The organism is Herbaspirillum sp. RTI4 (genome assembly GCF_034313965.1).
In the GTDB taxonomy this organism is placed as follows: domain Bacteria; phylum Pseudomonadota; class Gammaproteobacteria; order Burkholderiales; family Burkholderiaceae_D; genus Herbaspirillum.
Genome location: NZ_JAVIWQ010000002.1, coordinates 2121980 through 2146027 on the forward strand (window position 1 = coordinate 2121980; position 24048 = coordinate 2146027).

The 24048-nt window shown below is 54.8% G+C and carries 19 protein-coding genes; 14 read left to right on the forward strand and 5 right to left on the reverse strand.

Going from position 1 to position 24048, the window contains the following annotated elements; genetic code table 11:
- Positions 1-95: 95 nt before the first annotated feature.
- From RGU70_RS09620 to RGU70_RS09640, 5 genes are all read right to left on the reverse strand, one after another.
- Complete coding sequence (locus tag RGU70_RS09620; protein ID WP_322209176.1) at positions 96-1331, reverse strand: DUF2863 family protein; 1236 nt, start codon at positions 1329-1331, stop codon at positions 96-98.
- A gap of 217 nt (positions 1332-1548) precedes the next feature.
- Positions 1549-4260, reverse strand: coding sequence for an aconitate hydratase AcnA (gene acnA, locus RGU70_RS09625; RefSeq protein ID WP_322209177.1), 2712 nt, complete (start codon positions 4258-4260; stop codon positions 1549-1551).
- Positions 4261-4314: 54 nt separating this feature from the next.
- Positions 4315-4872, reverse strand: coding sequence for a hypothetical protein (locus RGU70_RS09630; RefSeq protein ID WP_322209178.1), 558 nt, complete (start codon positions 4870-4872; stop codon positions 4315-4317).
- A 15-nt stretch (positions 4873-4887) separates the two neighbouring features.
- Positions 4888-5883, reverse strand: a complete 996-nt coding sequence (locus tag RGU70_RS09635) for a CoA ester lyase (protein ID WP_322210755.1) — start codon at positions 5881-5883, stop codon at positions 4888-4890.
- A gap of 81 nt (positions 5884-5964) precedes the next feature.
- Positions 5965-6954, reverse strand: coding sequence for a malate dehydrogenase (locus RGU70_RS09640; protein ID WP_322209179.1), 990 nt, complete (start codon positions 6952-6954; stop codon positions 5965-5967).
- Positions 6955-7333: 379 nt separating this feature from the next.
- Between RGU70_RS09640 and RGU70_RS09645 the strand changes: the two genes are divergently transcribed.
- From RGU70_RS09645 to RGU70_RS09710, 14 genes are all read left to right on the forward strand, one after another.
- Positions 7334-8119 (forward strand): GntR family transcriptional regulator, encoded by a 786-nt coding sequence (locus tag RGU70_RS09645; RefSeq protein WP_322209180.1) that lies wholly within the window; start codon positions 7334-7336, stop codon positions 8117-8119.
- A 158-nt stretch (positions 8120-8277) separates the two neighbouring features.
- Positions 8278-8688, forward strand: a complete 411-nt coding sequence (sdhC, locus tag RGU70_RS09650; protein ID WP_322209181.1) for a succinate dehydrogenase, cytochrome b556 subunit — start codon at positions 8278-8280, stop codon at positions 8686-8688.
- A complete protein-coding gene (sdhD, locus tag RGU70_RS09655) occupies positions 8689-9057 on the forward strand; it encodes a succinate dehydrogenase, hydrophobic membrane anchor protein (RefSeq protein ID WP_322209182.1) in 369 nt (122 codons plus the stop codon).
- A gap of 2 nt (positions 9058-9059) precedes the next feature.
- Positions 9060-10838 carry a succinate dehydrogenase flavoprotein subunit gene (gene sdhA / locus RGU70_RS09660; protein WP_322209183.1) on the forward strand — a complete coding sequence of 593 codons (1779 nt, stop codon included), beginning with the start codon at positions 9060-9062 and terminating at the stop codon, positions 10836-10838.
- 11 nt (positions 10839-10849) lie between these two features.
- The gene (locus tag RGU70_RS09665; protein ID WP_322209184.1) at positions 10850-11560 is read left to right on the forward strand and encodes a succinate dehydrogenase iron-sulfur subunit; all 711 of its coding nucleotides are present in this window, start codon (positions 10850-10852) and stop codon (positions 11558-11560) included.
- A gap of 88 nt (positions 11561-11648) precedes the next feature.
- Entirely contained in the window at positions 11649-11918 is a 270-nt protein-coding gene (locus RGU70_RS09670) for a succinate dehydrogenase assembly factor 2 (protein ID WP_322209185.1), read from the forward strand.
- Positions 11919-12059: 141 nt separating this feature from the next.
- The gene (gene gltA / locus RGU70_RS09675; protein WP_322209186.1) at positions 12060-13364 is read left to right on the forward strand and encodes a citrate synthase; all 1305 of its coding nucleotides are present in this window, start codon (positions 12060-12062) and stop codon (positions 13362-13364) included.
- Positions 13365-13713: 349 nt separating this feature from the next.
- On the forward strand, positions 13714-16578 hold the full coding sequence (locus tag RGU70_RS09680) for a 2-oxoglutarate dehydrogenase E1 component (RefSeq protein WP_322209187.1): 2865 nt from the start codon (positions 13714-13716) through the stop codon (positions 16576-16578).
- 79 nt (positions 16579-16657) lie between these two features.
- Positions 16658-17893: a 2-oxoglutarate dehydrogenase complex dihydrolipoyllysine-residue succinyltransferase gene (odhB, locus tag RGU70_RS09685; protein WP_322209188.1), complete on the forward strand. Its 1236-nt coding sequence runs from the start codon at positions 16658-16660 to the stop codon at positions 17891-17893.
- Between the two features lie 143 nt (positions 17894-18036).
- Positions 18037-19464 (forward strand): dihydrolipoyl dehydrogenase, encoded by a 1428-nt coding sequence (gene lpdA / locus RGU70_RS09690; protein ID WP_322209189.1) that lies wholly within the window; start codon positions 18037-18039, stop codon positions 19462-19464.
- A 154-nt stretch (positions 19465-19618) separates the two neighbouring features.
- Complete coding sequence (zapE, locus tag RGU70_RS09695; protein WP_322209190.1) at positions 19619-20716, forward strand: cell division protein ZapE; 1098 nt, start codon at positions 19619-19621, stop codon at positions 20714-20716.
- Between the two features lie 25 nt (positions 20717-20741).
- Positions 20742-21497 (forward strand): hypothetical protein, encoded by a 756-nt coding sequence (locus RGU70_RS09700; protein WP_322209191.1) that lies wholly within the window; start codon positions 20742-20744, stop codon positions 21495-21497.
- A 121-nt stretch (positions 21498-21618) separates the two neighbouring features.
- Positions 21619-21825: a YdcH family protein gene (locus RGU70_RS09705; RefSeq protein ID WP_322209192.1), complete on the forward strand. Its 207-nt coding sequence runs from the start codon at positions 21619-21621 to the stop codon at positions 21823-21825.
- Positions 21826-21911: 86 nt separating this feature from the next.
- Entirely contained in the window at positions 21912-23963 is a 2052-nt protein-coding gene (locus RGU70_RS09710) for an ATP-dependent DNA helicase (RefSeq protein WP_416186560.1), read from the forward strand.
- Positions 23964-24048: the final 85 nt, after the last annotated feature.

The following is a 24048-nucleotide window of genomic DNA, read 5'->3' on the forward strand; positions in this document are numbered from 1 at the left end:
CTTGGGCTTGCAGCAGTAGCGCAGCGGGGGTAGTCGCTTCGACTTTCGATTGCCCCTCCTGCCGCCTCTCCGTGTTTCTTTCCAGCCGTATTTTTCTAGTGCAGATGTCCCGGCACTACGGGCATGTCTTCCGGCATTTCGGCGTGAACCAGAATCCCTTCCTCGTCGGGGAAAAAAGGCGCGCCGCAGTCTTCGCACACTTCCATCTCAAAACAACCCGCATGTTGCCTGACATGCACGATGCCATTTTCACGTAGCGCGCCGAGAATTTCTTCCAGCGGCGTCGGTTCCGTTGGCATCCCTCCGGGGGTCATCGGCGAGGGTTCTGCTTCGGCATCTTCCTGCCCGTACAGTGGCCAAACTACGCCGTAGACGATGTCTCCACCGCCGACGCTGAAGCCGATGCGGTATTCATCAACACGACCTTCCGGGCCATCTTCGCTGAAGCCACCGATGTTGGCGTGCAAGTCTTTGGAGTCGACGTTCAGGTTGTGAATCAAATAGTGATTAGCAGCATGAATGGATGCCTTGCGGATTTTTTTATCTGCTTCCCGGCAGGCGCTGAAATAGGCGGCCGGAAACAGAAATTCCAGATTGCAGCCCGGGAGTATCTGCGAAAGCGAAGGTCCGGCTTGTTGACTCCATTGCGTCAGGACATCGGCCTTGCTGGCCGCAATGTCGACTGGGGCCGCCTCTTGCCAGCGCAGCAGGGGCGCGCCGCATGGCGCCACCACACAAGCCAGCAAATAGCGTGTATCAGCCATGAAGGGTGCTGTTGGCAGGGGTTTTGAGGCCGCCTTTGGCAAACCTTCCGTCAACGCGGCCTGTGCCATGCGGCGTGTCAGCGCATGAACTTCAACGTGATCGCGAGGCAGCTGATCGATTGCATACAGGGTAGGGGACAGTGCAATACGCGCGCCCGCTGCCAGGATGTGTCCATGCAACTGGGCAAACAGATTGGCTTGTACATCGGCAGGCAAGTTGCCTGAGGCGATGGAAAAACGCGTCCATGCCAGTACCGGGAAGGCGATCAGCAGTGCATTGCAGAGCATGCCCTGATCGTCAATGATGCAGGATTCACTGGCGTTTTCAATTGCTTCCACCAGCACGTCGTAGGCTTGAATATCGGAATTGAATAAATGTTCGAGTGCTGCGTCCAGCGTGTTCTGCTGTTTGGCACCCAGCACCTTGGTGGCGAGAGCATCCAGTTGTAGCTCCCAGCCACGCTGCTCGATACGACTGGAGGCCTGTTCCAGCGCTTGCGACAAGGCGGTCAGACGCTGGCTGTCAGCGGAAAATTTTTGAGTGCTTTGTTTAACAGGACGACGCATGTTTTCTTAGGGCGATCAAGTATTCGGGTCTCTATTGTAGTGGATTCGCCGGGGCGAATTCTTCTGTGAGGAATTGATTTGTTTTCGGCGTGAAAATCACGCTTCAAAGTGAGGCGATAGCATCGGGTTTGCCCATAAAAAACGCCGGCTTGTGGCCGGCGTTGTTCAAACCCGCAGTAGCGGGCAGGTACGACGTTTTTTCAGATGCCGGCTTCTATCAGGCCACCAGCAATTGACGCAGCACGAATGGCAGGATACCGCCATGCTTGTAGTAATCCACTTCGATTGGCGTATCGATGCGCAGCAGCAAGGTCACTTTTTTGGTTTCGCCATTTTTACGATGGATCACCAGAGTGGCTTTCTGTTGCGGTTTGATTTCGCCGTCGATACCGATCAGGTCGAAGGTTTCATCGCCGACGATGCCCAGAGTTTCGACGCTGTCGTTACCCAGGAATTGCAGCGGCAAAACGCCCATGCCTACCAGATTGGAGCGATGGATACGTTCAAACGAGCGGGTAATCACGGCCTTCACTCCCAGCAGTTGCGTACCCTTGGCTGCCCAGTCGCGGGAGGAGCCAGTGCCGTACTCTTCGCCGCCGAACACCATCGTCGGCACGCCATCCTTGACGTATTGCATGGCTGCATCGTAAATCGATGTTTCCTCGCCGGACGGTTGTTGCAGAGTGATACCGCCTTCAATGCGCGAACCATCTGGTTTCACCGGAATCATCAGATTCTTGATGCGGACGTTGGCAAATGTGCCGCGCATCATGATTTCGTGATTACCGCGACGTGAGCCGTAGGAGTTGAAGTCTGCCTTCAATACGCCGTTGGCTTGCAGCCATTTTCCGGCCGGGCTGGATTCCTTGATGGAACCGGCTGGCGAAATATGGTCGGTGGTGATCGAGTCGCCGAAGATGCCCAGTGCGCGTGCGCCCATGATGCTGGTAGCCACGGCTGCCGGGGTTTCGGTGAAATTATCGAAGAACGGTGGTTCGGCGATATAGGTCGATGCCGGCCAATCGTAGACTTCGCCTGCAGCCACGCCCTTGATGTTTTCCCACAGCTTGCCGGGAGCGCCCTTGACGTCGGCATAGTTTTCCTTGAACGTCTTGGCGTTCAAGGCGAACTTCATCAGTTTTTCGATTTCATGCGAAGTCGGCCAGATGTCGCCCAGGTAAATATCCTTGCCGCCCTTGCCCTTGCCGACTGGCTCGGTCATCAGATCGCGCGTCATGGTACCGGCGATGGCGTAAGCCACAACCAACGGTGGCGATGCCAGGAAATTGGCGCGGATGTTCGGATGGATACGCGCTTCGAAGTTGCGGTTGCCGGACAGAACGGCAGCGGCCACGACATCATTCTTGGCAATGGCTTCATTCATTGCAGGTGTCAGATCGCCGGCATTACCGATACAAGTGGTGCAACCGTAAGCAGTCAAACCGAAGCCCAGTTTTTCCAGGTAAGGCAGCAGACCGGCTGCTTCCAGATACTTGGTGACCACACGCGAGCCAGGAGCCAGCGAGGTCTTGATGTGCGGCGATACTTTCAGGCCGGCTTCCACTGCCTTCTTGGCCAGCAGACCAGCTGCGAGCATGACACTCGGGTTGGAGGTGTTGGTGCAGGAGGTGATGGCCGCAATCAGCACATCGCCACTCTTGACCTTGACGCCGTCGGTATTGGTAAAGCTGGTGTCGAGGTCGGCGGCATTCTTGTTGAAGCCATTTTCCGCAGTCGGCTTGGAATACAGCTCGGCAAAATTGCTCTTGACCTTATCCAGATCGATCCGATCCTGTGGCCGTTTAGGACCTGCCAGGGAAGGAGTGACGCTGCCGAGGTCGAGCTTGACGACGCTGGAGTAGTCGATGTCGCCTTCGTTAGGAATACCGAACAGTTTTTGCGCTCTGAAATACGATTCGAAAGCATCGATTTCTGCTTTGGTGCGGCCAGTGCCCTTGAAGTAAGTCAGCGTGGCTTCATCGACCGGGAAGAAGCCCATGGTGGCGCCGTATTCCGGCGCCATGTTGGCGATGGTGGCGCGGTCGGTCAGTGACAGCGAACGGGTGCCTTCGCCGAAGAATTCGACAAACTTGCCGACGACTTTAGTCTGACGCAGCAGTTCAGTCACGGTCAGCACCAGATCGGTGGCGGTGACGCCTTCGCGCAGCATGCCGGTCAGGTTGACGCCGACGACGTCAGGGGTCAGGAAATAAACCGGTTGGCCCAGCATGCCGGCTTCTGCTTCAATACCGCCAACGCCCCAGCCGACCACGCCGATACCGTTGATCATGGTGGTGTGGGAATCGGTACCGACCAGAGTGTCCGGGTAGTAGAGGTCATTCTTTTTGTGGACGCCGCGCGCCAGGTATTCCAGATTGACTTGATGGACGATGCCGAAGCCGGGAGGCACGACGCCGAAGGTGTCGAATGCCTGCATGCCCCATTTCATGAACTGGTAGCGCTCGTTGTTGCGCTGAAATTCCAGTTTCATGTTCAGATCCAGCGCTTTTTTCTCGCGGAAATGATCGATTTGAATCGAGTGATCGACGACCAGATCCACCGGAACCAGCGGTTCGATGTTCTTTGGATTGCGGCCCAGTTTTTTGGCGACGTTACGCATAGCGGCCAGATCGGCCAGCAGTGGAACGCCGGTAAAGTCTTGCAGCACGACGCGTGAAACGACGAAGGGAATTTCATCGGTACGGGTACCGACCGCTTTCCAGCTGGCCAGTTGGCGAACGTGTTCTTCGGTGACTTTTTTGCCGTCGCAGTTACGCAAGACAGATTCCAGCACGATACGGATCGAGACTGGCAGACGGGAGATATTGATACCCAGTTTTTTTTCTAACGCAGGGAGGGAGTAGAACTTGCCTTTCTTGGTGGCAGTGATCTTGAATTCCTTCAGCGTATTTAATGTATTGCGGGACATGGCATCTTCTCCTTGAAGGGCAAAAATTATAGTAATTGCGGTGTGAATTCTGAGTTAGTTCTTGGCTATTGGTGTAGCCAGTATTCCGGTTTCGGCAGCTTCGTGGTCGTTGTTTTTACATTCGTTGGCGAGTTGCTGTCCTTTTTTGGCGTCGAGCAAAATACCTTTCGCCGGGATGCCTATCCATACCAGGCCGACTTTGCGGTTTTCAAAACGGTTTGCTCCGGTCGTCGTGCCCACGCGCGTGAGGCGGTTCAGGTGTTTGTTCCAGCGGATGGCGATGTGTTTGTCATCGGCGTCGTTTTTGAAAATCGTCAGCTTTTGTCCCAGGTCGCAGGAAAAATCAGCGGATTTGGTGGTGCCGACATCCGGTTCGTTTTCATCGTCTTCGTCTTCAGAGGACAAGAGCTGTTTTGGCTTTGCAGACTCGGCAGAAGCTGCTCTTTCTCCGGTCTTGCTCTTGACTGTTTTCTTGGCTTTTTTGACCGGCTTTTTTGCGACCTTCGCGGCAGTTGCCGTTGCGTCAGGCGTTGCGGTTTGCGCGTTTGCTAAAGGAAGAGTGGCAATCAGTGCGACGCTTAACAGGAGAGCAAGTGAAGAATGTTTTTTCATGGAATGGAGTGATATTTACTGAGAAGAGGATTCAGGGGTGGAAAAATAAGACTGTACCGAAGCTGGTAGCGTCACGCCGCTGGCGGCGGCACGTTGCAGCAGCGTCCAATAATAGCGATAACTGGCGCGATCGTGCAGGGTGCCGTTATGTTGTATCGGTCCCCATTGTACTAGCTGGGCTTGCGTCAGAATGTCGGCCGCTTCATTGAGCTCATTGCTGGCTGGCGAAAATGCGTCAACAATCGCTTCGATCTGATCGGGATGGATGCTCCACATTCGCGTATAGCCGAACTCATTTTTGGCACGCAGTGCGTCAGCGCGAACGACTTCCGGATGGCGAATATCCGTGGTGACATTGTGCGATGGCGATTTGCCATGTGCATGGCAGGCGGCGGCGATTTCCAGTTTGGCGCGGGCGACGAGCGGGTGATCGAACTGGCCCGGCGAACGCATCGCGGCGGAAGGGATGGCACCGAAATGTGCCGATACAAAATCCATGACGCCGAAGGACAGCGATTGCACTTGCGGCAGGGCGGCGATGGCGTTGACGTCGGCCAGTGCGCCATGCGTTTCAATGAGTACGTGCAGCGGCAGGCAATCGCGTCCGGCGAAACCTGCGTGCAGATTGATGATCTTGAGTGCTTTCTGAACGTCCGCCAGACCGTTGGCCTTGGGCAACATCAGATAGGCGATACGGTTGCCGGCTTCCCCACAAATCAGCGTGACATCGCGCTCGAAAAAGGGGCTGTTGACATCGTGTACCCGCGCACCGATGCGCAGGAAACGGTTGTCGTCGCCTGCAATCAGTGAGGCGACCAGACGTGCATGTGCTTCTTCGTTACCGGCGCTGGCACCGTCTTCACAATCGAGGGTGATGTCGAATACCGGCCCCAGCGTGTGCTGAAGGGCAATCGACTTGCGCATGAGTTTCTCGGAACCGGCGTAATGATCACAGACCGGTAAAAAAACCGGTTGTGCTGTGCCTGGGAACAAGACCTGGGTGGGATGCATGGTGATGATGTCGTCTCCGACTAGGCGTGACGCGATGGCCGTGCTGGTCATCGCGTCATCCGGGTTGAACGTCTGGGCTAATTAGCCAACCAGATGCTTGACGCCGTCCCGTTCTTCTTGCAGTTCCTGGAGGGTGATGTTGATGCGCTCTTGCGAGAAAGCATCAATTTCCAGACCTTGCACGATTTTGTATTCGCCGTTTTCCGTGGTGACAGGGAAGCCGAACATGGTGCCTTCAGGGATGCCGTAAGAACCATCGGATGGAATGCCCATCGTGGTCCATTTGCCGTTGGTGCCCAGTACCCAGTCACGGATATGGTCGATGGCGGCATTGGCTGCTGATGCTGCCGAAGACAAACCGCGTGCTTCGATGATGGCTGCGCCGCGCTTGCCGACGGTTGGCAGGAACACGTTCTTGTTCCATTCCTGATCGTTGATCGCTTCCTGAACCGATTTGCCGTCCACTGTGGCGTAGCGGTAATCAGCGTACATGGTTGGCGAGTGGTTGCCCCAGACGAACAGTTTTTCGATCGCCGACACTGGCTTGCCGAGTTTGGCGGCAATTTGCGACAGGGCGCGGTTGTGGTCCAAACGCAGCATGGCAGTGAAGTTTTTTGCTGGCAGGCTTGGTGCCGACTTCATGGCGATGTAGGCATTGGTGTTCGCAGGATTGCCGACGACCAGTACTTTGATGTCGCGCGAAGCGACTGCATCGAGTGCCTTGCCTTGCACGGTGAAAATCTGCGCATTGACTTCCAGCAGATCCTTGCGTTCCATGCCGGGTCCACGTGGACGCGCACCAACCAGCAGGGCGACATCGGCGTCCTTGAACGCTGTCATCGGGTCGCTGTGGGCGGTGATGCCGGCCAGCAGAGGAAATGCGCAATCATCGATTTCCATGATGACGCCCTTGAGCGCTTTTTGTGCCTTTTCGTCAGGGATTTCCAGCAATTGCAAAATCACTGGTTGATCTTTGCCGAGCAAATCGCCATTCGCGATGCGGAACAGCAGTGAGTAAGCGATTTGTCCTGCGGCGCCGGTAATGGCAACGCGCTTAGGGGCTTTAGTCATGATGAATCTCCAAAGTGGTGAGCAAATTGATGAAAAGCGATTCCGTCTTAGATTCCGTCTTGCGTAGATTTCGTCTTGCTTAGTACAGCCCGTAATCATACCGACGAAATAAGACATGGTCAGATGTTTTGGCGAATGGGGAGTGGGCAGTGTTCGTAATCCGGGCCGCTCCGCCCTTTAAATACGGACGGTTTGGTTTGATTCTCGGTACTTTCTCTGTACTTTCTCTGTACTGCTCGTAATCCCGATACGAAAACTTGCCCGTGAGTGTAGGCTTGCTCAGGATGCCTGTCAAATAATATCTTATATCTTATATAAGACATATAACTAATACATTCTGCTGGACGGCAAAGGTCATTCTGTGTTGAAATCCGTGTCTATGAGTTCCATCCATCCCAATTCCCCTGCAGCAGAGTCGCAAGGTCCAGTAAGCGGCGTAGCAGGAGCATCTCCTACTTTTAGTCCCCTCTATCAGCAAATTAAATTGCTGATTACCCAGAGTCTCGAGTCGGGCGAGTGGAAGCCGGGCGAGCTGATTCCCAGCGAAGTTGAATTAGGCATCCGTTTCAAGGTGAGTCAGGGAACGGTGCGCAAGGCAATCGATGAGCTGGCGGCAGAAAATCTGGTGGTGCGCCGGCAGGGCAAGGGTACGTTTGTTGCCACGCATCATGAAACGCATTCCCAGTTCCGATTTCTGCGCCTCGTGCCGGATGTCGATGAACCACAAAACCCCGAAAACAATATCGTCGAAGTCAAGCGCTGCCGTGCCAGCGTTGAAGTTGCTCGTCAGCTCGATATCAAGGCGGGCGATTCCGCGATTTTCATTAAGCGTGTTAAATCCTTCAACGGTGTGCCGACGATCCTTGAAGACATCTGGCTGCCCGGTGTGATTTTCAAGGGATTAACGGCGGAACGTCTGATGGAATACAAGGGCCCCTTGTATGGCTTGTTTGAGACCGAATTTGGTACTCGCATGATTCGCGCCCTTGAGCGCATACGGGCAGGAGCGGCCGATGTTGAAACGGCTGCCTTGTTGGGAGTGGAGTTGCAGGCGCCTTTGCTGATTGTCGAGCGCGCCTCCTTTACGTATGGCGACAAACCGGTCGAATACCGGCGTGGACAATATTTGACCAGGAATTACTACTACCGAAGCGAACTTAGTTGAGTCTTCTGATTCGTCACAGGTCCTGCAAAGGAATCTGAACGATGCCATACTAGCTGGCCTGAGACGAAATTGCTGCATTACGGTATGAAACTGATGGCTTGCCGATGAAAAATCGGTAAAAATTGTGAAATTGTCTTAAATCTGAGGAGAGCTTTTTTATGTCTGAAGCCGCTAAACCGAAACGGCCGCAATTTCGGAACATAGGCATTACCCAAATTGCAGGATATCGTTTGCCGCTGGCCGGTTTCGTATCCATTCTGCATCGCATCAGCGGGTTGCTCATGTTTTTACTGTTGCCGCTGATCCTGTTCATGCTTGAACGCAGTCTGTTGTCGGAAGATTCTTTCGATTACTTCAAAGGTTTTACCTCTAACTGGTTCGTCAAGCTGGTCATCCTGGCCCTGTCCTGGGCTTATCTCCATCATTTCTGCGCTGGTATCCGTCACTTAGTCATGGATAACCACATCGGCCTGGATAAAGACAGCGCCCGCAAATCGGCAGTTGCCGTTTTGTCGATCAGTCTGACGCTGGCAGCGCTGGTGGCCCTGAAACTGTTCGGAGCATTTTAAATGGCAAATAACAATAATATTGGTTCCAAGCGGCTCGTTGTCGGCGCTCACTACGGACTGCGCGACTGGTTGGCGCAGCGCGCAACGGCCGTCGTCATGGCCGTCTATACAGTCATTTTACTGTTGAGCTTTTTGACGGCATCCGATTTTAGCTACAACGGTTGGGCCGGCATGTTTGCGCATCAGTGGTTCAAGATGGCCACTTTTGCAGTGCTGTTGGCATTGTTTTTCCACGCCTGGATCGGCGTGCGTGATATTTGGATGGATTACGTCAAGCCGGTGGCAATTCGCCTCGTCTTGCAGGTTGCCACGATTTTGTGGCTTGTAGCATGTGCCGGATGGGCGGCGCAGATTTTGTGGAGAGTGTAATCGTGGCAGCTATCAAATCCACAATTCCAACACGCCGCTTCGATGCGGTTATTGTTGGCGCCGGCGGTTCCGGCATGCGGGCGTCGTTACAACTGGCAGAAGCCGGTCTGAACGTCGCCGTATTATCAAAAGTATTTCCAACGCGTTCACACACGGTTGCCGCTCAAGGCGGTATCGGTGCGTCGCTGGGCAATATGTCGGAAGACAACTGGTACTGGCACATGTTCGACACCATCAAGGGGTCGGATTACCTGGGCGACCAGGATGCAATTGAATTCATGTGTCGCGAAGCGCCGAAGGCAGTCTACGAGCTCGAACACTTCGGTATGCCGTTCGATCGTAATGCAGACGGTACGATCTATCAGCGTCCATTCGGCGGTCATACCGCCAATTTCGGTGAAAAACCAGTGCAGCGCGCTTGTGCCGCAGCCGACCGTACCGGGCATGCTTTGCTGCATACCTTGTATCAGCGCAATGTCCGCGCCAAGACGCATTTCTTCGTCGAGTGGATGGCGATTGATCTCATTCGTGATGCTGCAGGCGACGTGCTGGGTGTGGTCGCGATGGAAATGGAAACTGGCCAGGTCATGATGTTGCAAGCCAAGACCACCTTGTTTGCTACCGGCGGAGCAGGTCGCATCTGGGCGGCATCGACCAACGCCTACATCAATACCGGCGACGGCATGGGTATGGCGGCGCGCGCAGGTTTGCCGCTGGAAGACATGGAGTTCTGGCAGTTCCATCCGACTGGCGTCGCCGGTGCGGGTGTGCTGATTACTGAGGGTGTGCGCGGTGAAGGCGGCATTCTGATCAACAGTCTTGGCGAACGTTTCATGGAGCGCTATGCGCCGACGCTGAAGGATCTGGCGCCGCGCGACTTCGTTTCACGCTCGATGGATCAGGAAATCAAGGAAGGCCGCGGTTGTGGTCCGAACAAGGATCACGTCTTGCTGGATCTGCGTCACATCGGCGCCGAAACCATCACGAAGCGTTTGCCATCGATTCTGGAAATCGCACATAAATTTGCCAACGTCGATGCAACCAAGGAACCAATTCCTGTGGTGCCGACGATCCATTACCAAATGGGTGGTATCCCTACCAACGTGTACGGCCAGGTGGTTGTGCCGAAGAACGGTGTATCCAACGACGTGGTGCAGGGCATGTATGCGATTGGCGAATGCGCCTGCGTATCGGTGCACGGTGCCAACCGTCTCGGTACCAACTCCTTGCTCGATCTAGTCGTGTTCGGTCGTGCCGCAGGTAATCACATTGTGCAAAGCAATCTCAAGGATCGCAGCCATAAGCCTTTGCCGGCTGATGCGGCTGATTTGGCTTTGTCGCGTCTGGCTCGTCTGGAAAATAGTACCGGTTCAGAGCGCGTGCAGGATGTGGCCAACGACATCCGCTCCACCATGCAGCATTATTGCGGCGTGTTCCGGACGGATGAGTTGCTCACTGAAGGCTACAAGAAGGTCATGGAGCTGGATGAGCGACGCAAGCAAGTGTCGTTCAAGGACAAGTCCAAAGTATTCAATACTGCCCGTATCGAAGCACTGGAACTGGACAACCTGATCGAAACCGCTAAGGCAACCATTTCGTCGGCAGTCGCGCGTAAAGAGTCCCGTGGCGCGCATGCGCACCGCGACTACGAAAAACGCGACGATGAAAACTGGCTCAAGCATTCGCTCTGGTATTCCGAGGGGAATCGTCTCGACTACAAGCCGGTCAATCTGACCCCGCTGACTGTCGAATCGTTTAAACCTAAAGCACGTACTTTCTAAGAGGTCGATCAATGACACGCACGCTGCAATTTAAAATTTATCGTTACGATCCGGACAAGGACGAAAAGCCTTACATGCAGGACCTGACCGTCGAACTCAAGCCGACCGACAAGATGCTGCTCGATGCATTGCAGCGGATCAAGGCCGATGTCGATGACTCATTGGCGCTGCGCCGCTCTTGCCGTGAAGGCGTCTGCGGTTCCGACGCCATGAATATCAACGGCAAAAACGGTCTGGCTTGCACCACCAATCTGAACGAGCTGACTCAGCCTATCGTTCTGAAGCCACTGCCAGGTTTGCCGGTGATTCGCGATCTGATCGTCGACATGACCAATTTTTTCAAGCAATACGATTCGGTGAAGCCATTCCTGATCAACGACAACGTACCGCCGGAAAAAGAACGTCTGCAAACGCCGGAACAGCGCGAAGAACTCGATGGCTTGTATGAGTGCATTCTGTGCGCATGCTGTTCGACTTCCTGCCCGTCCTTCTGGTGGAATCCCGACAAGTTCGTCGGTCCTGCCGGGTTGCTGCAGGCATATCGTTTTATTGCGGATAGCCGCGATGAAGCGACTGCCGAACGCCTGGATAATCTGGAAGATCCATACCGTCTGTTCCGTTGCCGCTCGATCATGAATTGCGTTGACGTCTGTCCTAAGGGTCTCAACCCGAATGCAGCCATCGGCAAAATCAAGGAAATGTTGGTACGTCGGGCTGTTTAGTTTTTGTCCTGTCTTGTTTTATGCCATGATCGGGGCGGCGTATGTTGTTGCCGCTCCGCATGGCCGTTATCGATAAGTGAATTAATTTATGTCAGTCACGCATCAAGCCGATCCTCTTAACCGCGCCCGTTTGCGTTGGCGCGCCCGTCGTGGCCTGCTTGAAAACGACCTGATGCTCACGCGCTTCCTGGATGCGCATGAAATCGAGATGACCGACGAAGAAGTCGATGCATTTTCCCGCCTGATGGATATGCCGGATAATGATTTGATGGACTTGCTGCTGGTACGTAAGGAGCCGCAAGCCGCGCTGGATGTGCCTCAAGTCCACGCACTGTTAAAGAAGATGCGCACGGTCTAGCCGATGCGCGCACCGGCGCAGGGCAAGCTTTCCGTTTATCGGAGCGGGCTTGCAGCGCATGGTACAAGAAAAAAGTTTGCCCCTATTTTTGCAAGTCTATGTGTTTGAAATTCGATTCACCATCTCAGCAGAGGAAGAACCATGCCTAATTCGGATACAAAAGCAACCTTGTCGTTCTCTGACGGCAGCCCATCAATAGAATTTCCGATCTATAAAGGCACCGTAGGTCCTGACGTTATCGATATCCGCAAGTTGTACGCCGGTACCGGTAAATTCACCTACGATCCCGGCTTCATGTCGACTGCAGCGTGTAATTCGTCGATTACTTACATCGACGGCGACAAGGGTGAATTGCTGTATCGCGGTTATCCGATCGAGCAGCTGGCCGTTAATTGCGATTTTCTCGAAACCTGTTATTTGCTGTTGCATAGCGAGTTGCCTAATGCGGAGCAAAAAGAGGAATTCGTGAAAATGGTGACCGAGCACACGATGGTGCACGAGCAAATGAATTTCTTTTTCCGTGGCTTCCGCCGCGATGCCCATCCGATGGCCGTCCTGACCGGTTCGGTCGGCGCACTGTCTGCGTTCTACCATGACTCGCTTGATATCACCGATCCTTATCACCGTGATGTCTCGGCAATCCGCATGATTGCCAAACTGCCGACCTTGGTCGCGATGGCATACAAATACACCATTGGTCAGCCGTTCGTGTATCCACGCAACGACCTGTCTTACAGCGCCAATTTCATGCGCATGATGTTCGCTAATCCTTGCGAAGAATACAAAATCAATGAAGTGCTGGTACGTGCGCTCGATCGTATCCTGATCCTGCATGCAGACCATGAGCAAAATGCATCGACCTCGACAGTTCGCCTGGCCGGTTCTTCTGGCGCGAATCCATTCGCTTGTATCGCAGCCGGTATTGCGTGTCTGTGGGGTCCTGCTCACGGCGGTGCCAACGAAGCGGCATTGACTATGTTGGAACAGATCGGCTCGGTCGATAATATTCCTGAGTTCATCAGCCAGGTGAAAGACAAGAACTCCGGCGTCAAGCTGATGGGTTTTGGTCACCGCGTCTACAAGAATTACGATCCACGCGCCAAACTGATGCGTGAAACCTGCTATGAAGTACTGGAAGAACTGGGATTGCATGACGACCCATTATTCAAGCTGGCCATGGCGCTCGAAAAAATTGCGCTGGAAGATGATTATTTCGTTTCGCGCAAGCTGTATCCGAATGTGGACTTCTACTCCGGCATCGTCCAACGCGCGCTGGGTATCCCGACATCGATGTTCACCTGTATTTTTGCTATGGCACGTACTGTCGGCTGGATTGCGCAATGGAAAGAAATGATTTCCGATCCAGAGCAAAAAATCGGACGTCCACGTCAATTGTTTGTTGGCGAGCCGCATCGCGACGTTACCAAGATCACTGATCGCGCTTAAGTTTTCTTAAGCGTCTTTTCGGTATGTTGGGAAGTAGATTTTTGTTTTCATTAATACAGTAACAACGAGGCAGCTATCAACCGCTGCCGATTGACCCGCCATCCTGCCTCGTCAGCATGGCGGGTTTTTCTATGGCGTCGTAGGAAATGTATTGCTTTAAACTTTGATAGCTAAGGGCTTTTATTGTTATAAAGGGCTATAATCTAAAGCTATTCGCCGGATACTAGAAATCCAGGCGAATACAAGTCCTTCCCCACATCTTGATGTGCAATCCGCTAACCGGTCAGGCCGTGTCGCGGAAGGTTAAACAACCCGCTAATCTCGCGAAACGCGAAGAAAGGTGAGCAGAATGACGCGTATATACGAGCAATACAATGCCAACTCCTATCTGTCTGGAGGAAATGCCCCGTACATAGAAGAATTGTATGAGGCCTATCTCAATAATCCAGGTTCGGTATCAGACAGCTGGCGTACTTACTTCGATGCCATCCAGCATTTGCCTGCAACTGACGGCACCAACAAACCCGATGTGGCGCATGCGCCCGTCATTGCTTCCTTCGCAGAACGCGCCAAGCAGGGACCGATCCGTACCGTGGTCGCTTCCGCTGATTCTGAAATGGGTCGCAAGCGTGTTGCGGTAACGCAACTGATCGCTGGTTACCGCGATATGGGTTCGCGCTTCGCGAACCTCGATCCGCTGCAACGCCAGGAACGTCCTCATATTCCCGAACTCGATCCCAGCTTCTACGGCTTTTCCGATGCCGATCTGGACATCGTCTTCAATATCAACAACACGTATTTCGGCACGGAGACCGCATCGCTGCGCGACCTGCTCAATTCTTTGCGCGAAACTTACTGCCGTTCCATCGGTGCCGAGTTCACCTACATCAGCGATCCGACCGAAGTGCGCTGGATTCAGGAACGTCTGGAACCGACCCGCTCGCTGCCGGCTTTCACGGTCGAAAAGAAAAAACACATTCTCGATCGTCTGACCGCAGCCGAAGGCCTGGAGCGCTATCTGCATACGCGCTACGTCGGTCAAAAACGTTTCTCGCTCGAAGGCGGAGAAAGTTTCATCGCTTCCCTGGATGAGACGATTCAACGCGCAGGTGCCAACGGCGTCCAGGAAATCGTGATCGGCATGGCCCATCGCGGCCGTCTGAACGTGCTGGTCAATACGCTGGGCAAGACGCCGCAAGAACTGTTCTCCGAATTTGAAGGCCATCACGCCGACGACCTGCCTGCCGGCGACGTCAAATACCATCAGGGTTTCTCCTCCGACATCAGCACCCCGGGCGGTCCGGTGCATCTCTCGCTGGCGTTCAATCCATCGCATCTGGAAATCGTCAACCCGGTAGTGGAAGGTTCGTGCAAAGCGCGTATGGAACGTCGCGGCGACAAGGATGGCTCCCAAGTGCTGCCTATCCTGGTCCACGGCGATGCCGCTTTTGCCGGGCAGGGCGTGGTCATGGAAACGCTGAATCTGGCGCAAACTCGCGGTTACAGCACCGGCGGCACCGTGCATATCGTGATTAACAACCAGATCGGTTTCACGACTTCCGATCCGCGCGATTCCCGCTCGACCCTGTATTGCTCCGACGTCGTCAAGATGATCGAAGCGCCTGTGCTGCACGTCAATGGCGACGATCCTGAAGCCGTCGTGTTCGCCACCCAAATCGCTGTCGATTACCGCATGACCTTCAAGAAGGACATCGTGGTCGACATCATTTGCTTCCGCAAACTGGGCCATAACGAGCAAGACACACCTGCGCTGACGCAGCCGCTGATGTACAAGAAAATTGCACAGCATCCCGGCACCCGCAAGCACTATGCCGACAAGCTGATTGCCCAAGGTATTTTGCCGGCTGATGGTGGCGATGCCCTGGTCGCAGCGTTCCGCGACGCGATGGACGAAGGCAAGCTGACTTTCGATCCTGTCATCACCAATTTCAAGAGCAAGTATGCCGTTGACTGGATGCCTTTCCTGAACCGGAAATGGACTGATGCTGCCGATACGGCCGTGCCGCTGACCGAACTCAAACGCCTGGCAACGCGTATCACGACTATTCCTGAAGGCTTCAAGCCGCATGCGCTGGTGGAAAAAGTTCTGAACGACCGCGCAGCTATGGGTCGTGGCGAACTGAATCTGGACTGGGGCATGGGCGAACATCTGGCCTATGCATCACTGGTTGCTTCCGGCTATGCAGTGCGACTGGCCGGGCAGGATGCCGGCCGCGGTACTTTCGTCCATCGTCATGCAGTATTGCACGATCAAAATCGTGAGCGCTGGGATGCCGGCAGCTATGTTCCGCTGCAAAACGTGGCAGATACACAGTCCCCGTTTGTCGTCATCGACTCTGTCTTGTCGGAAGAAGCAGTATTGGGCTTTGAATACGGCTACTCCACAGCAGAACCAAACACGCTGACCATCTGGGAAGCGCAATTCGGCGATTTTGCCAATGGCGCCCAAGTCGTGATCGACCAATTCATCAGCTCCGGCGAAGTGAAATGGGGCCGCGCATCAGGCCTGACGCTGATGCTGCCACATGGTTACGAAGGACAAGGTCCGGAGCATTCCTCGGCGCGTCTGGAACGCTACCTGCAACTGTGCGCGGACAACAACATGCAAGTCGTGCAGCCGACCACTTCAGCGCAGATTTTCCATCTGTTGCGTCGCCAGATGATCCGCCTGTTCCGCAAGCCGCTGATCATCCTGACGCCAAAATCCCTGCTGCGTAACAAGGATGCCGGTTCACCGCTGGCCGATCTGGCCAAGGGTACTTTCCAGACCATCATCGGCGAGCTGGATGAGACGATCGACGCGAAGAAGGTCAAGCGCGTGGTGGCCTGCTCCGGCAAGCTCTACTACGACCTGGTCAATGCGCGCAAGGAACGTGGACAAACCGATACGGCGATCATCCGTGTCGAACAACTCTATCCGTTCCCGCACAAAGCTTTTGCTGCCGCACTCAAACAGTTCCCCAATTTCAACGAATTGGTCTGGGCTCAGGATGAGCCGCAAAATCAGGGTGCCTGGCTGCAAATCCAACACAACATTTTCGAGAACCTGACAGACGGACAAAAACTGGCCTACGCCGGTCGTCCTGCCAGTGCTTCGCCGGCAGTGGGTTATTACGACAAACACTATGCGCAGTTGAAAGCCCTGATCGACACGGCTTTCTCCAAGCTCAAAGGTTTTGTCCTGACCAAATAAATTCATTAATCAATCCCTACTGCGAACGGCGCACCGCCTGGCGGCGCGCCGTGAACGAACAAACTGAACGGAGAATTACATGGCCATAATCGAAGTTAAAGTTCCACAATTGTCGGAATCGGTTGCTGAAGCAACCTTATTGCAATGGCATAAAAAAGTGGGTGACCCTGTCGCCCGCGACGAAAACCTGATTGACGTTGAAACAGATAAAGTCGTGCTGGAACTGCCTGCGCCAAGCGCCGGTGTCGTTACCCAAATCATCCGTCCTGACGGTGCGACTGTAGTCGCTGGCGAAATCATCGCGATCATCGATACCGACGGCGCTGCGCAAATCAGCCCGCTGGAAGTCAAAGCCTTACCGGTTCCACAAGAAGGCCATGCGCCGACACCTGTCGCCGCACCTGAGCTGGCAAGCAAGTCGAATGTCGCCATGCCAGCCGCTGCCAAATTGCTGGCAGATAACAATCTGTCCACTACAGATGTGCTCGGTAGCGGCAAAGATGGCCGCGTGACCAAGGGCGACGTGCTGTCGACTCTTAGTGCTTCTGCTGCGCCAGCCGCCAAGCCGGCACTGCAACAGGTTGCCGCTCCGGTGACGATGGCAGGCCTGCAAAATCGTCCTGAAGAACGTGTTCCGATGAGCCGTCTGCGCGCTCGCGTGGCGGAGCGTTTGATTCAATCGCAATCGACCAACGCCATCCTGACGACGTTTAACGAAATCAACATGCAGCCTGTGATTGATCTGCGCAACAAGTACAAAGACAAATTTGAAAAAGAGCATGGCGTCAAACTTGGCTTCATGTCTTTCTTCGTCAAGGCCGTCGTTGCTGCGCTGAAAAAATATCCTATCGTCAATGCCTCGGTGGATGGTAACGACATCGTCTACCACGGTTATTTCGACATCGGCGTAGCAGTCGGTTCGCCGCGTGGGTTGGTCGTGCCAGTGCTGCGCGATGCGGATCAGATGTCGATCGCTCAGATCGAAAAGAAGATCGGCGAATTCGGCGCCAAGGCAAAAGACGGCAAGTTGTCTTTGGAAGAAATGACCGGCGGTACTTTCACGGTATCCAACGGCGGCACTTTCGGTTCCATGCTCTCGACACCGATCATCAATCCGCCACAATCGGCCATCCTCGGCATTCATGCCACCAAGGATCGTGCTGTGGTGGAAAATGGCCAGGTCGTCGTTCGTCCGATCAACTTCTTCGCCATGTCTTACGATCACCGCATCATCGATGGTCGTGAAGCGGTATTGTGCCTGGTAGCGATCAAGGAAGCGCTGGAAGATCCAGCGCGTCTGTTGCTCGACATCTAAGCTTAGAACCGCAGGCGCAGGGAAGCAGAGCAGGCGTCAATCGCCACTCTGCTTCCACTGCGCTTTTTGCTTTTTCTTTGCTTTTTTTCGCGGTTTGCGTCTCCAGAGAGACCCTGCACCATTACCTGTATGAGGAAAAAATCATGAGTAAAAATTTTGATGTAGTCGTTATCGGTGGCGGTCCCGGCGGATATGTTGCCGCTATCCGCGCTGCCCAGCTTGGTTTTAGCGTCGCCTGTATCGACGAGTGGAAAAATGAAGCCGGCGGCCCTGCGCCCGGCGGTACTTGCACCAATGTCGGCTGCATCCCGTCCAAAGCCTTGCTGCAATCGTCCGAACATTACGAACACGCCGGGCATGCCTTTGCCGAACACGGTATCGAGGTCAAGGGTCTGAGTCTGAATCTGGGCCAGATGCTGGCGCGCAAGAATACCGTGGTCAAGCAAAACAACGACGGCATTCTTTATCTGCTCAAGAAAAACAAAATCAGCTTTTTCCACGGCCGCGGCGCGTTTGCCAAAGCGAGTGCGGAAGGCTATGAAATCAAGGTCACTGGCAAGGCGGAAGAATCGCTGATCGCCAAGCATGTGATCGTTGCCACCGGTTCCAATGCACGCGCCTTGCCGGGTGCTGCTTTCGACGAACAATTGATTTTGTCGAATACCGGCGCACTTGCGCTGACCGAAGTGCCAAAGAAACTGGGCGTCATCGGTGCCGGCGTGATCGGTCTCGAAATGGGCAGCGTCTGGCGTCGTCTGGGTTCTGACGTGACGATACTGGAAGGGTTGCCGACTTTCCTCGGCGCGGTCGATGAGCAGGTCGCCAAAGAAGCATTCAAGCAGATGACCAAGCAGGGTCTCAAGATTGAACTCGGCGTGAAAATCGGTGATATTAAACCGGGCAAAAAAGACGTGTCGGTGGCTTACGTCGACAGCAAGGGCGCAGCGCAAACGGTTGTGTTTGACAAGCTGATCATTTCGATTGGCCGCACACCTAATACGACGGGTCTGAACGCCGAAGGCGTGGGACTGAAGCTGGACGAGCGCGGTTTCATCGCCGTCGATGACAATTGCAAAACCAATCTGCCGAACGTCTGGGCGGTCGGTGACGTGGTGCGCGGCCCGATGCTGGCGCACAAGGCCGAAGAAGAAGGCGTGGCTGTGGCAGAGCGCATTGCCGGTCAGCATGGTCATGTCAATTTCAACACGGTTCCATGGGTGATCTATACCTCGCCTGAAATCGCGTGGGTCGGCCGTACTGAACAGCAACTGAAGGCAGACGGCGTGGAATACAAAGCCGGAAGCTTCCCGTTCCTGGCCAACGGCCGTGCGCGTGCGCTGGGCGATACCACCGGTTTCGTCAAGTTCCTGGCAGACGCCAAGACCGATGAAATTCTCGGCGTGCACATCATCGGCCCTATGGCTTCGGAATTGATTTCAGAAGCCGTCGTGGCGATGGAATTCCGCGCTTCGGCGGAAGACATTGCCCGTATCTGCCACGCCCATCCTTCGCTGTCGGAAGCGACCAAGGAAGCGGCACTGGCAGTCGATAAGCGCGCATTGAATTTCTGATCGCGTTCATCATCCTGCTTAGTTAAGCGGGGCGGGCAGTGGGGCTGATTCCCCATTGCCCGCCCATTTTGTTTATCGGTTACGAGTCGATATAAGCCGATAATAAGCCGATATAAATCGATAAACGCACCACAGTAAGGACGGCAACCCCACCATGGATGTACGGGAATTTTACGCACAAGCGCTGGCTGAACGCGGCTATGTGTCCGATGCAGCGCAGCAGATGGCGATCGACCGGCTGCAACGCGCCGATGATGAGTGGATTGCCTTCAAGGGGCAGCGTTCCAGCACCTTCAAGCGGCTGATTAATCGCCCGGAAGTCCCGCGCGGTATTTACCTTTGGGGCGGAGTGGGGCGCGGCAAATCGTTTCTGATGGACAGTTTTTATTCGGTAGTGCCGGTGCAGCGCAAGACGCGTTTGCACTTCCATGAATTCATGCGCGCCGTACACCAGCAACTCGATGAACTTAAAGGTATCGCCAATCCGCTGGATGAAGTCGCTATCCGTATAGCGAAAAAATACAGGCTCATTTGTTTTGACGAGTTTCACGTCTCCGACATCGCCGATGCCATGATTTTGTATAACCTCTTGCGCGGCTTGTTCGCCAATGGGGTTTCGTTCGTGATGACCTCCAACTACCATCCCGACACGCTGTATCCCGATGGCTTGCACCGCGATCGCATGTTGCCGACGATTGCCTTGCTCAAGGAGAAGATGGACGTGCTCAACATCGACGCCGGCATCGATTACCGCAAGCGTGCTTTGGCGCAGGTGCAAACCTATCTTTCGCCACTCAATGCGCAGAACGATGAAATCCTGCGTCAGTCGTTCGCCAGTGTGGCCGAGATCGCCGATGAAGATCCGATCATCCGCATCGAGGCGCGGCAAATCAAATCCCTGCGTCGCGCAGGCAGTGCGATCTGGTTCGATTTCGCCACCCTGTGCGGCGGGCCGCGCTCGCAAAACGATTATCTGGAAATCGCCAGCCAGTTTCAAACAGTGGTACTGTCCGGCATCCCGCAGATGTCGGTGGCGATGTCGTCGGAAGCGCGGCGCTTTACCTGGCTCATTGATGTGTTTTACGACCATAAGGTGAAGCTGATCATGTCGGCAGAAGTGCCGCCCGAGCAGCTGTACACTGAGGGCACGCTGGCAAATGAGTTCCACCGTACCGTTTCACGTATCATTGAGATGCAGTCGAAGGAATATCTGGAGGCGGAACGCCGCCATGTCGCCGACACCATTGTTTAACTTTTATTTTTATGTCGCTTTCTGAATGAAAAAACACGATCTGAACCGATTCGTTCCGCTTTGCCTGTTTTTGGCAGGTATGGTTGCCGGCAGCGCCTGCGCGACGGAGAAAGTCCCGCTGGAAACGCCCTCCGTGATCTCTCTCGTGGCGCGTTACCCGACCGGATCGATTACCTCCGTTGCCGTCTCAGAACAAATCCTGACCGAGACGGACAGCGAGCGGCAAGCGCTGGAAATCCGCAACATTCAGAATCAGCGTGCGTGCTATCAGAGATTTTTCGTTTCCTCTTGTCTGAATGACGCCAAGGATATTTACAGCTCGGAAAAGAAAGCCATTCGTGATGTCGAAATCCAGGCCAATTCCTACCAGCGTCAGGCGCGGGTCGATGAGCGCGACAAGGATCTGGCCGATCAGCGCGAGGCCAATGAAGCCGATGCAGCCGACCGCTTGCGTCAGCAGCAGGAAAAAACGGTTTCCAATGCTGCCAAGACCAAGGAAAGCGCACAAAAACTGCAGGATCAGCAAGCCAAGGATCAACAGCCGCAGATTTCCATCGATCAGCGTGTCGCCGAACACAATGCCAAGATCAACGCTATTCGCGCGCAGGAAGCAGCGGACGCATCGCAGCGCGCCAGCAATGTACGCGACTACAACGACAAGGTGAAAGCGGCGGCGGAACACAAGCTCGAAGTGGAGCAAAAGAAGGCGGCAAAGTTAAAAGAAATCGCCCGGAAAAAGGATCAAGAGAAACCGCCCGTTCCTGCTCCGGCGGCCCCCTGATTTCCGTGGCGCACCGTTCCTCGCTGCCAGGTCAATTGCACTGGTCCACTGTCCCGAACCGCTTGTCGGTGTCGGGAGTGAAGCACACACCTCCGTTTTTCCCACCTGCCTGAGCACCCTTATGACCATGACGCACCGGGAAGACATACAGCACCGCATTATTGAACTGGAAGTAGAGCATCGGGACCTCGATGCGGTCATTGAGGTGATGACGCAGGGGATTCGTCCTGAGGAATTACAGTTGCGTCGCCTCAAGAAGCGCAAACTCCAGTTGAAAGATCATATTTCGCTGCTCAAGATGCAGCTGATTCCCGACATTCCTGCCTGAAATGAGCCCGGCGCAAAGATGGCGCATTGCCTGTTCAGTTTCCTATTTCCCGTTATTTTCAGTCGTACTCCGGTATTGACGCCGCTATCTTGACTCAAGACCTCCCACCAGAACAGACTCCCGGCTTGCACGATGCGGAAGTCGATCGTATTTTCGGCGCAGACGGATCGCTAGGCGAAGCCGTGAATGGATTCCGCTCGCGCCGCTCGCAAACTGAAATGGCCAAGGCCATCGCTGAAGCCATCGGCCAGCAAAAGACGCTGGTCGCCGAGGCCGGCACCGGTACCGGCAAGACCTTTGCCTACCTTGTGCCGGCGTTGTTATGGGGCGGCAAGGTCATCGTTTCGACCGGCACCAAAAATTTGCAGGATCAATTGTTTCTGCGCGATATCCCCACCGTGCGCAAGGCGTTGAAAGCACCGGTATCAATTGCGCTGCTCAAGGGACGCGCCAACTACGTGTGCCATTTTCATCTGGAACGCACCTTGCAAAACGGTCGCATGACGGCACGGGAAGATGCCGGCTATCTGCGCGATATTTCCCGCTTCATGAAAACCACGACCTCGGGCGATAAAGCCGAGTTATCCAAAATCCCGGAAAACGCCGCCATCTGGAATCTGGTGACGTCGACCCGGGATACCTGCTTCGGCGCGGAATGCCAGTATTACCAGGATTGCTTTGTGATGAAGGCGCGCAAGGAAGCGCAGCAAGCGGATATCGTGGTCGTCAATCATCACTTGTTTTTTGCCGATGTCGCCCTGCGCGATACCGGCGTGGCGGAATTGCTGCCCTCGGCCAACACCGTCATTTTCGATGAGGCGCACCAGCTACCCGATACGGCCACGATGTTTTTCGGTGAAACCATTTCCACTTCGCAGGTGCTGGAGCTGTGCCGTGATGTGCTGGCCGAAGGCTGGGCGCATGCGCGTGACGGTGCCGATTGGGCCGCGCTGGTCGCGCCGGTAGAGCGTGCGGCACGCGATTTGCGCCTCACTTTTCCGCAGGATAGCGTCAAGCTGGCATTGCCGCAGATTGCCTCGTCCAGCGATTTTTTCCCGGCATTGGAAACACTCAAGAGCAGCCTCCACGTCATGCTGGAGACGCTGGAGAAGCAGGCCGAGCGCGCCGAAACGATAGAGCAGTGCCGCAGCCGCGCCATCGTGCTGGCGACGCAGCTCGATAACTGGAAACCGACCGACAACAAGGCGGCGGCAACTGCCGAGGCCGATGCCGGTCATGTGCTGTGGGTGGAAGCCTATTCGGCTTCGCTGCAATTGCACAGGACGCCCTTGTCGATTGCGCCGATTTTCAACAAGCAGCGCGAAGGCGTGCCGCGTGCCTGGATTTTTACTTCTGCGACGCTGGCGGTCAAAAACGATTTCGAGCATTACACCTCGCAGATGGGCTTGTGGGATGAGGCAGCGCAGTCCTGGCCCAGTCCCTTCGATTATGAAAATCAGGGCCTGCTATATGTGCCGTCCGGCTTGCCGCAGCCGCAATCGCCGGACTATACGGACGCGGTGGTGGATGCCGCGCTCCCCGCGATTGAAGCCGCCGGTGGTCGCACCTTCTTTTTATGCACGACCTTGCGCGCAGTCAATCGCGTTGCCGAACGCTTGCGTACCGAATTTGCGGCGCGGGGACTGACGTACCCGCTGATGGTGCAGGGGGATGTCGGCCGTACCGAATTGCTGGATCGTTTCCGCGCCAGCGGTAACGCAGTCCTGATCGGTAGCCAGAGTTTCTGGGAGGGCGTCGATGTGCGCGGGGATGCTTTGTCGCTGGTCATTATCGACAAGCTGCCGTTTGCCCCGCCTGACGATCCGGTGCTGGCGGCGCGTATCGGCGAACTGGAGAAAAAGGGCTTGAACGGTTTCATGCATCATCAGTTGCCGGCCGCCATCATCAATCTGAAGCAGGGCGCAGGGCGTTTGATTCGCGACGAGACCGATAGCGGAGTGCTGATGATTTGCGACCCGCGCCTCATTTCCAAGGGCTATGGTCGCCGTATCTGGCAAAGTTTGCCGCCGTTCAAACGTACGCGTGAAATCGGTGCCGTGCAGGAATTTTTCTCGCGCCGTACTGCTGATGCCGCTACCGTTACCGCCATTCCTGCGCCGACGGACTTGTCGCCCTGAAAATGGGGGCGAGTCTTTGATTAATTCATTGCCTGGTTCTCTGTACTTAACTCACCGTATTTAACGTGGTTCAGGCAAGTAGTGC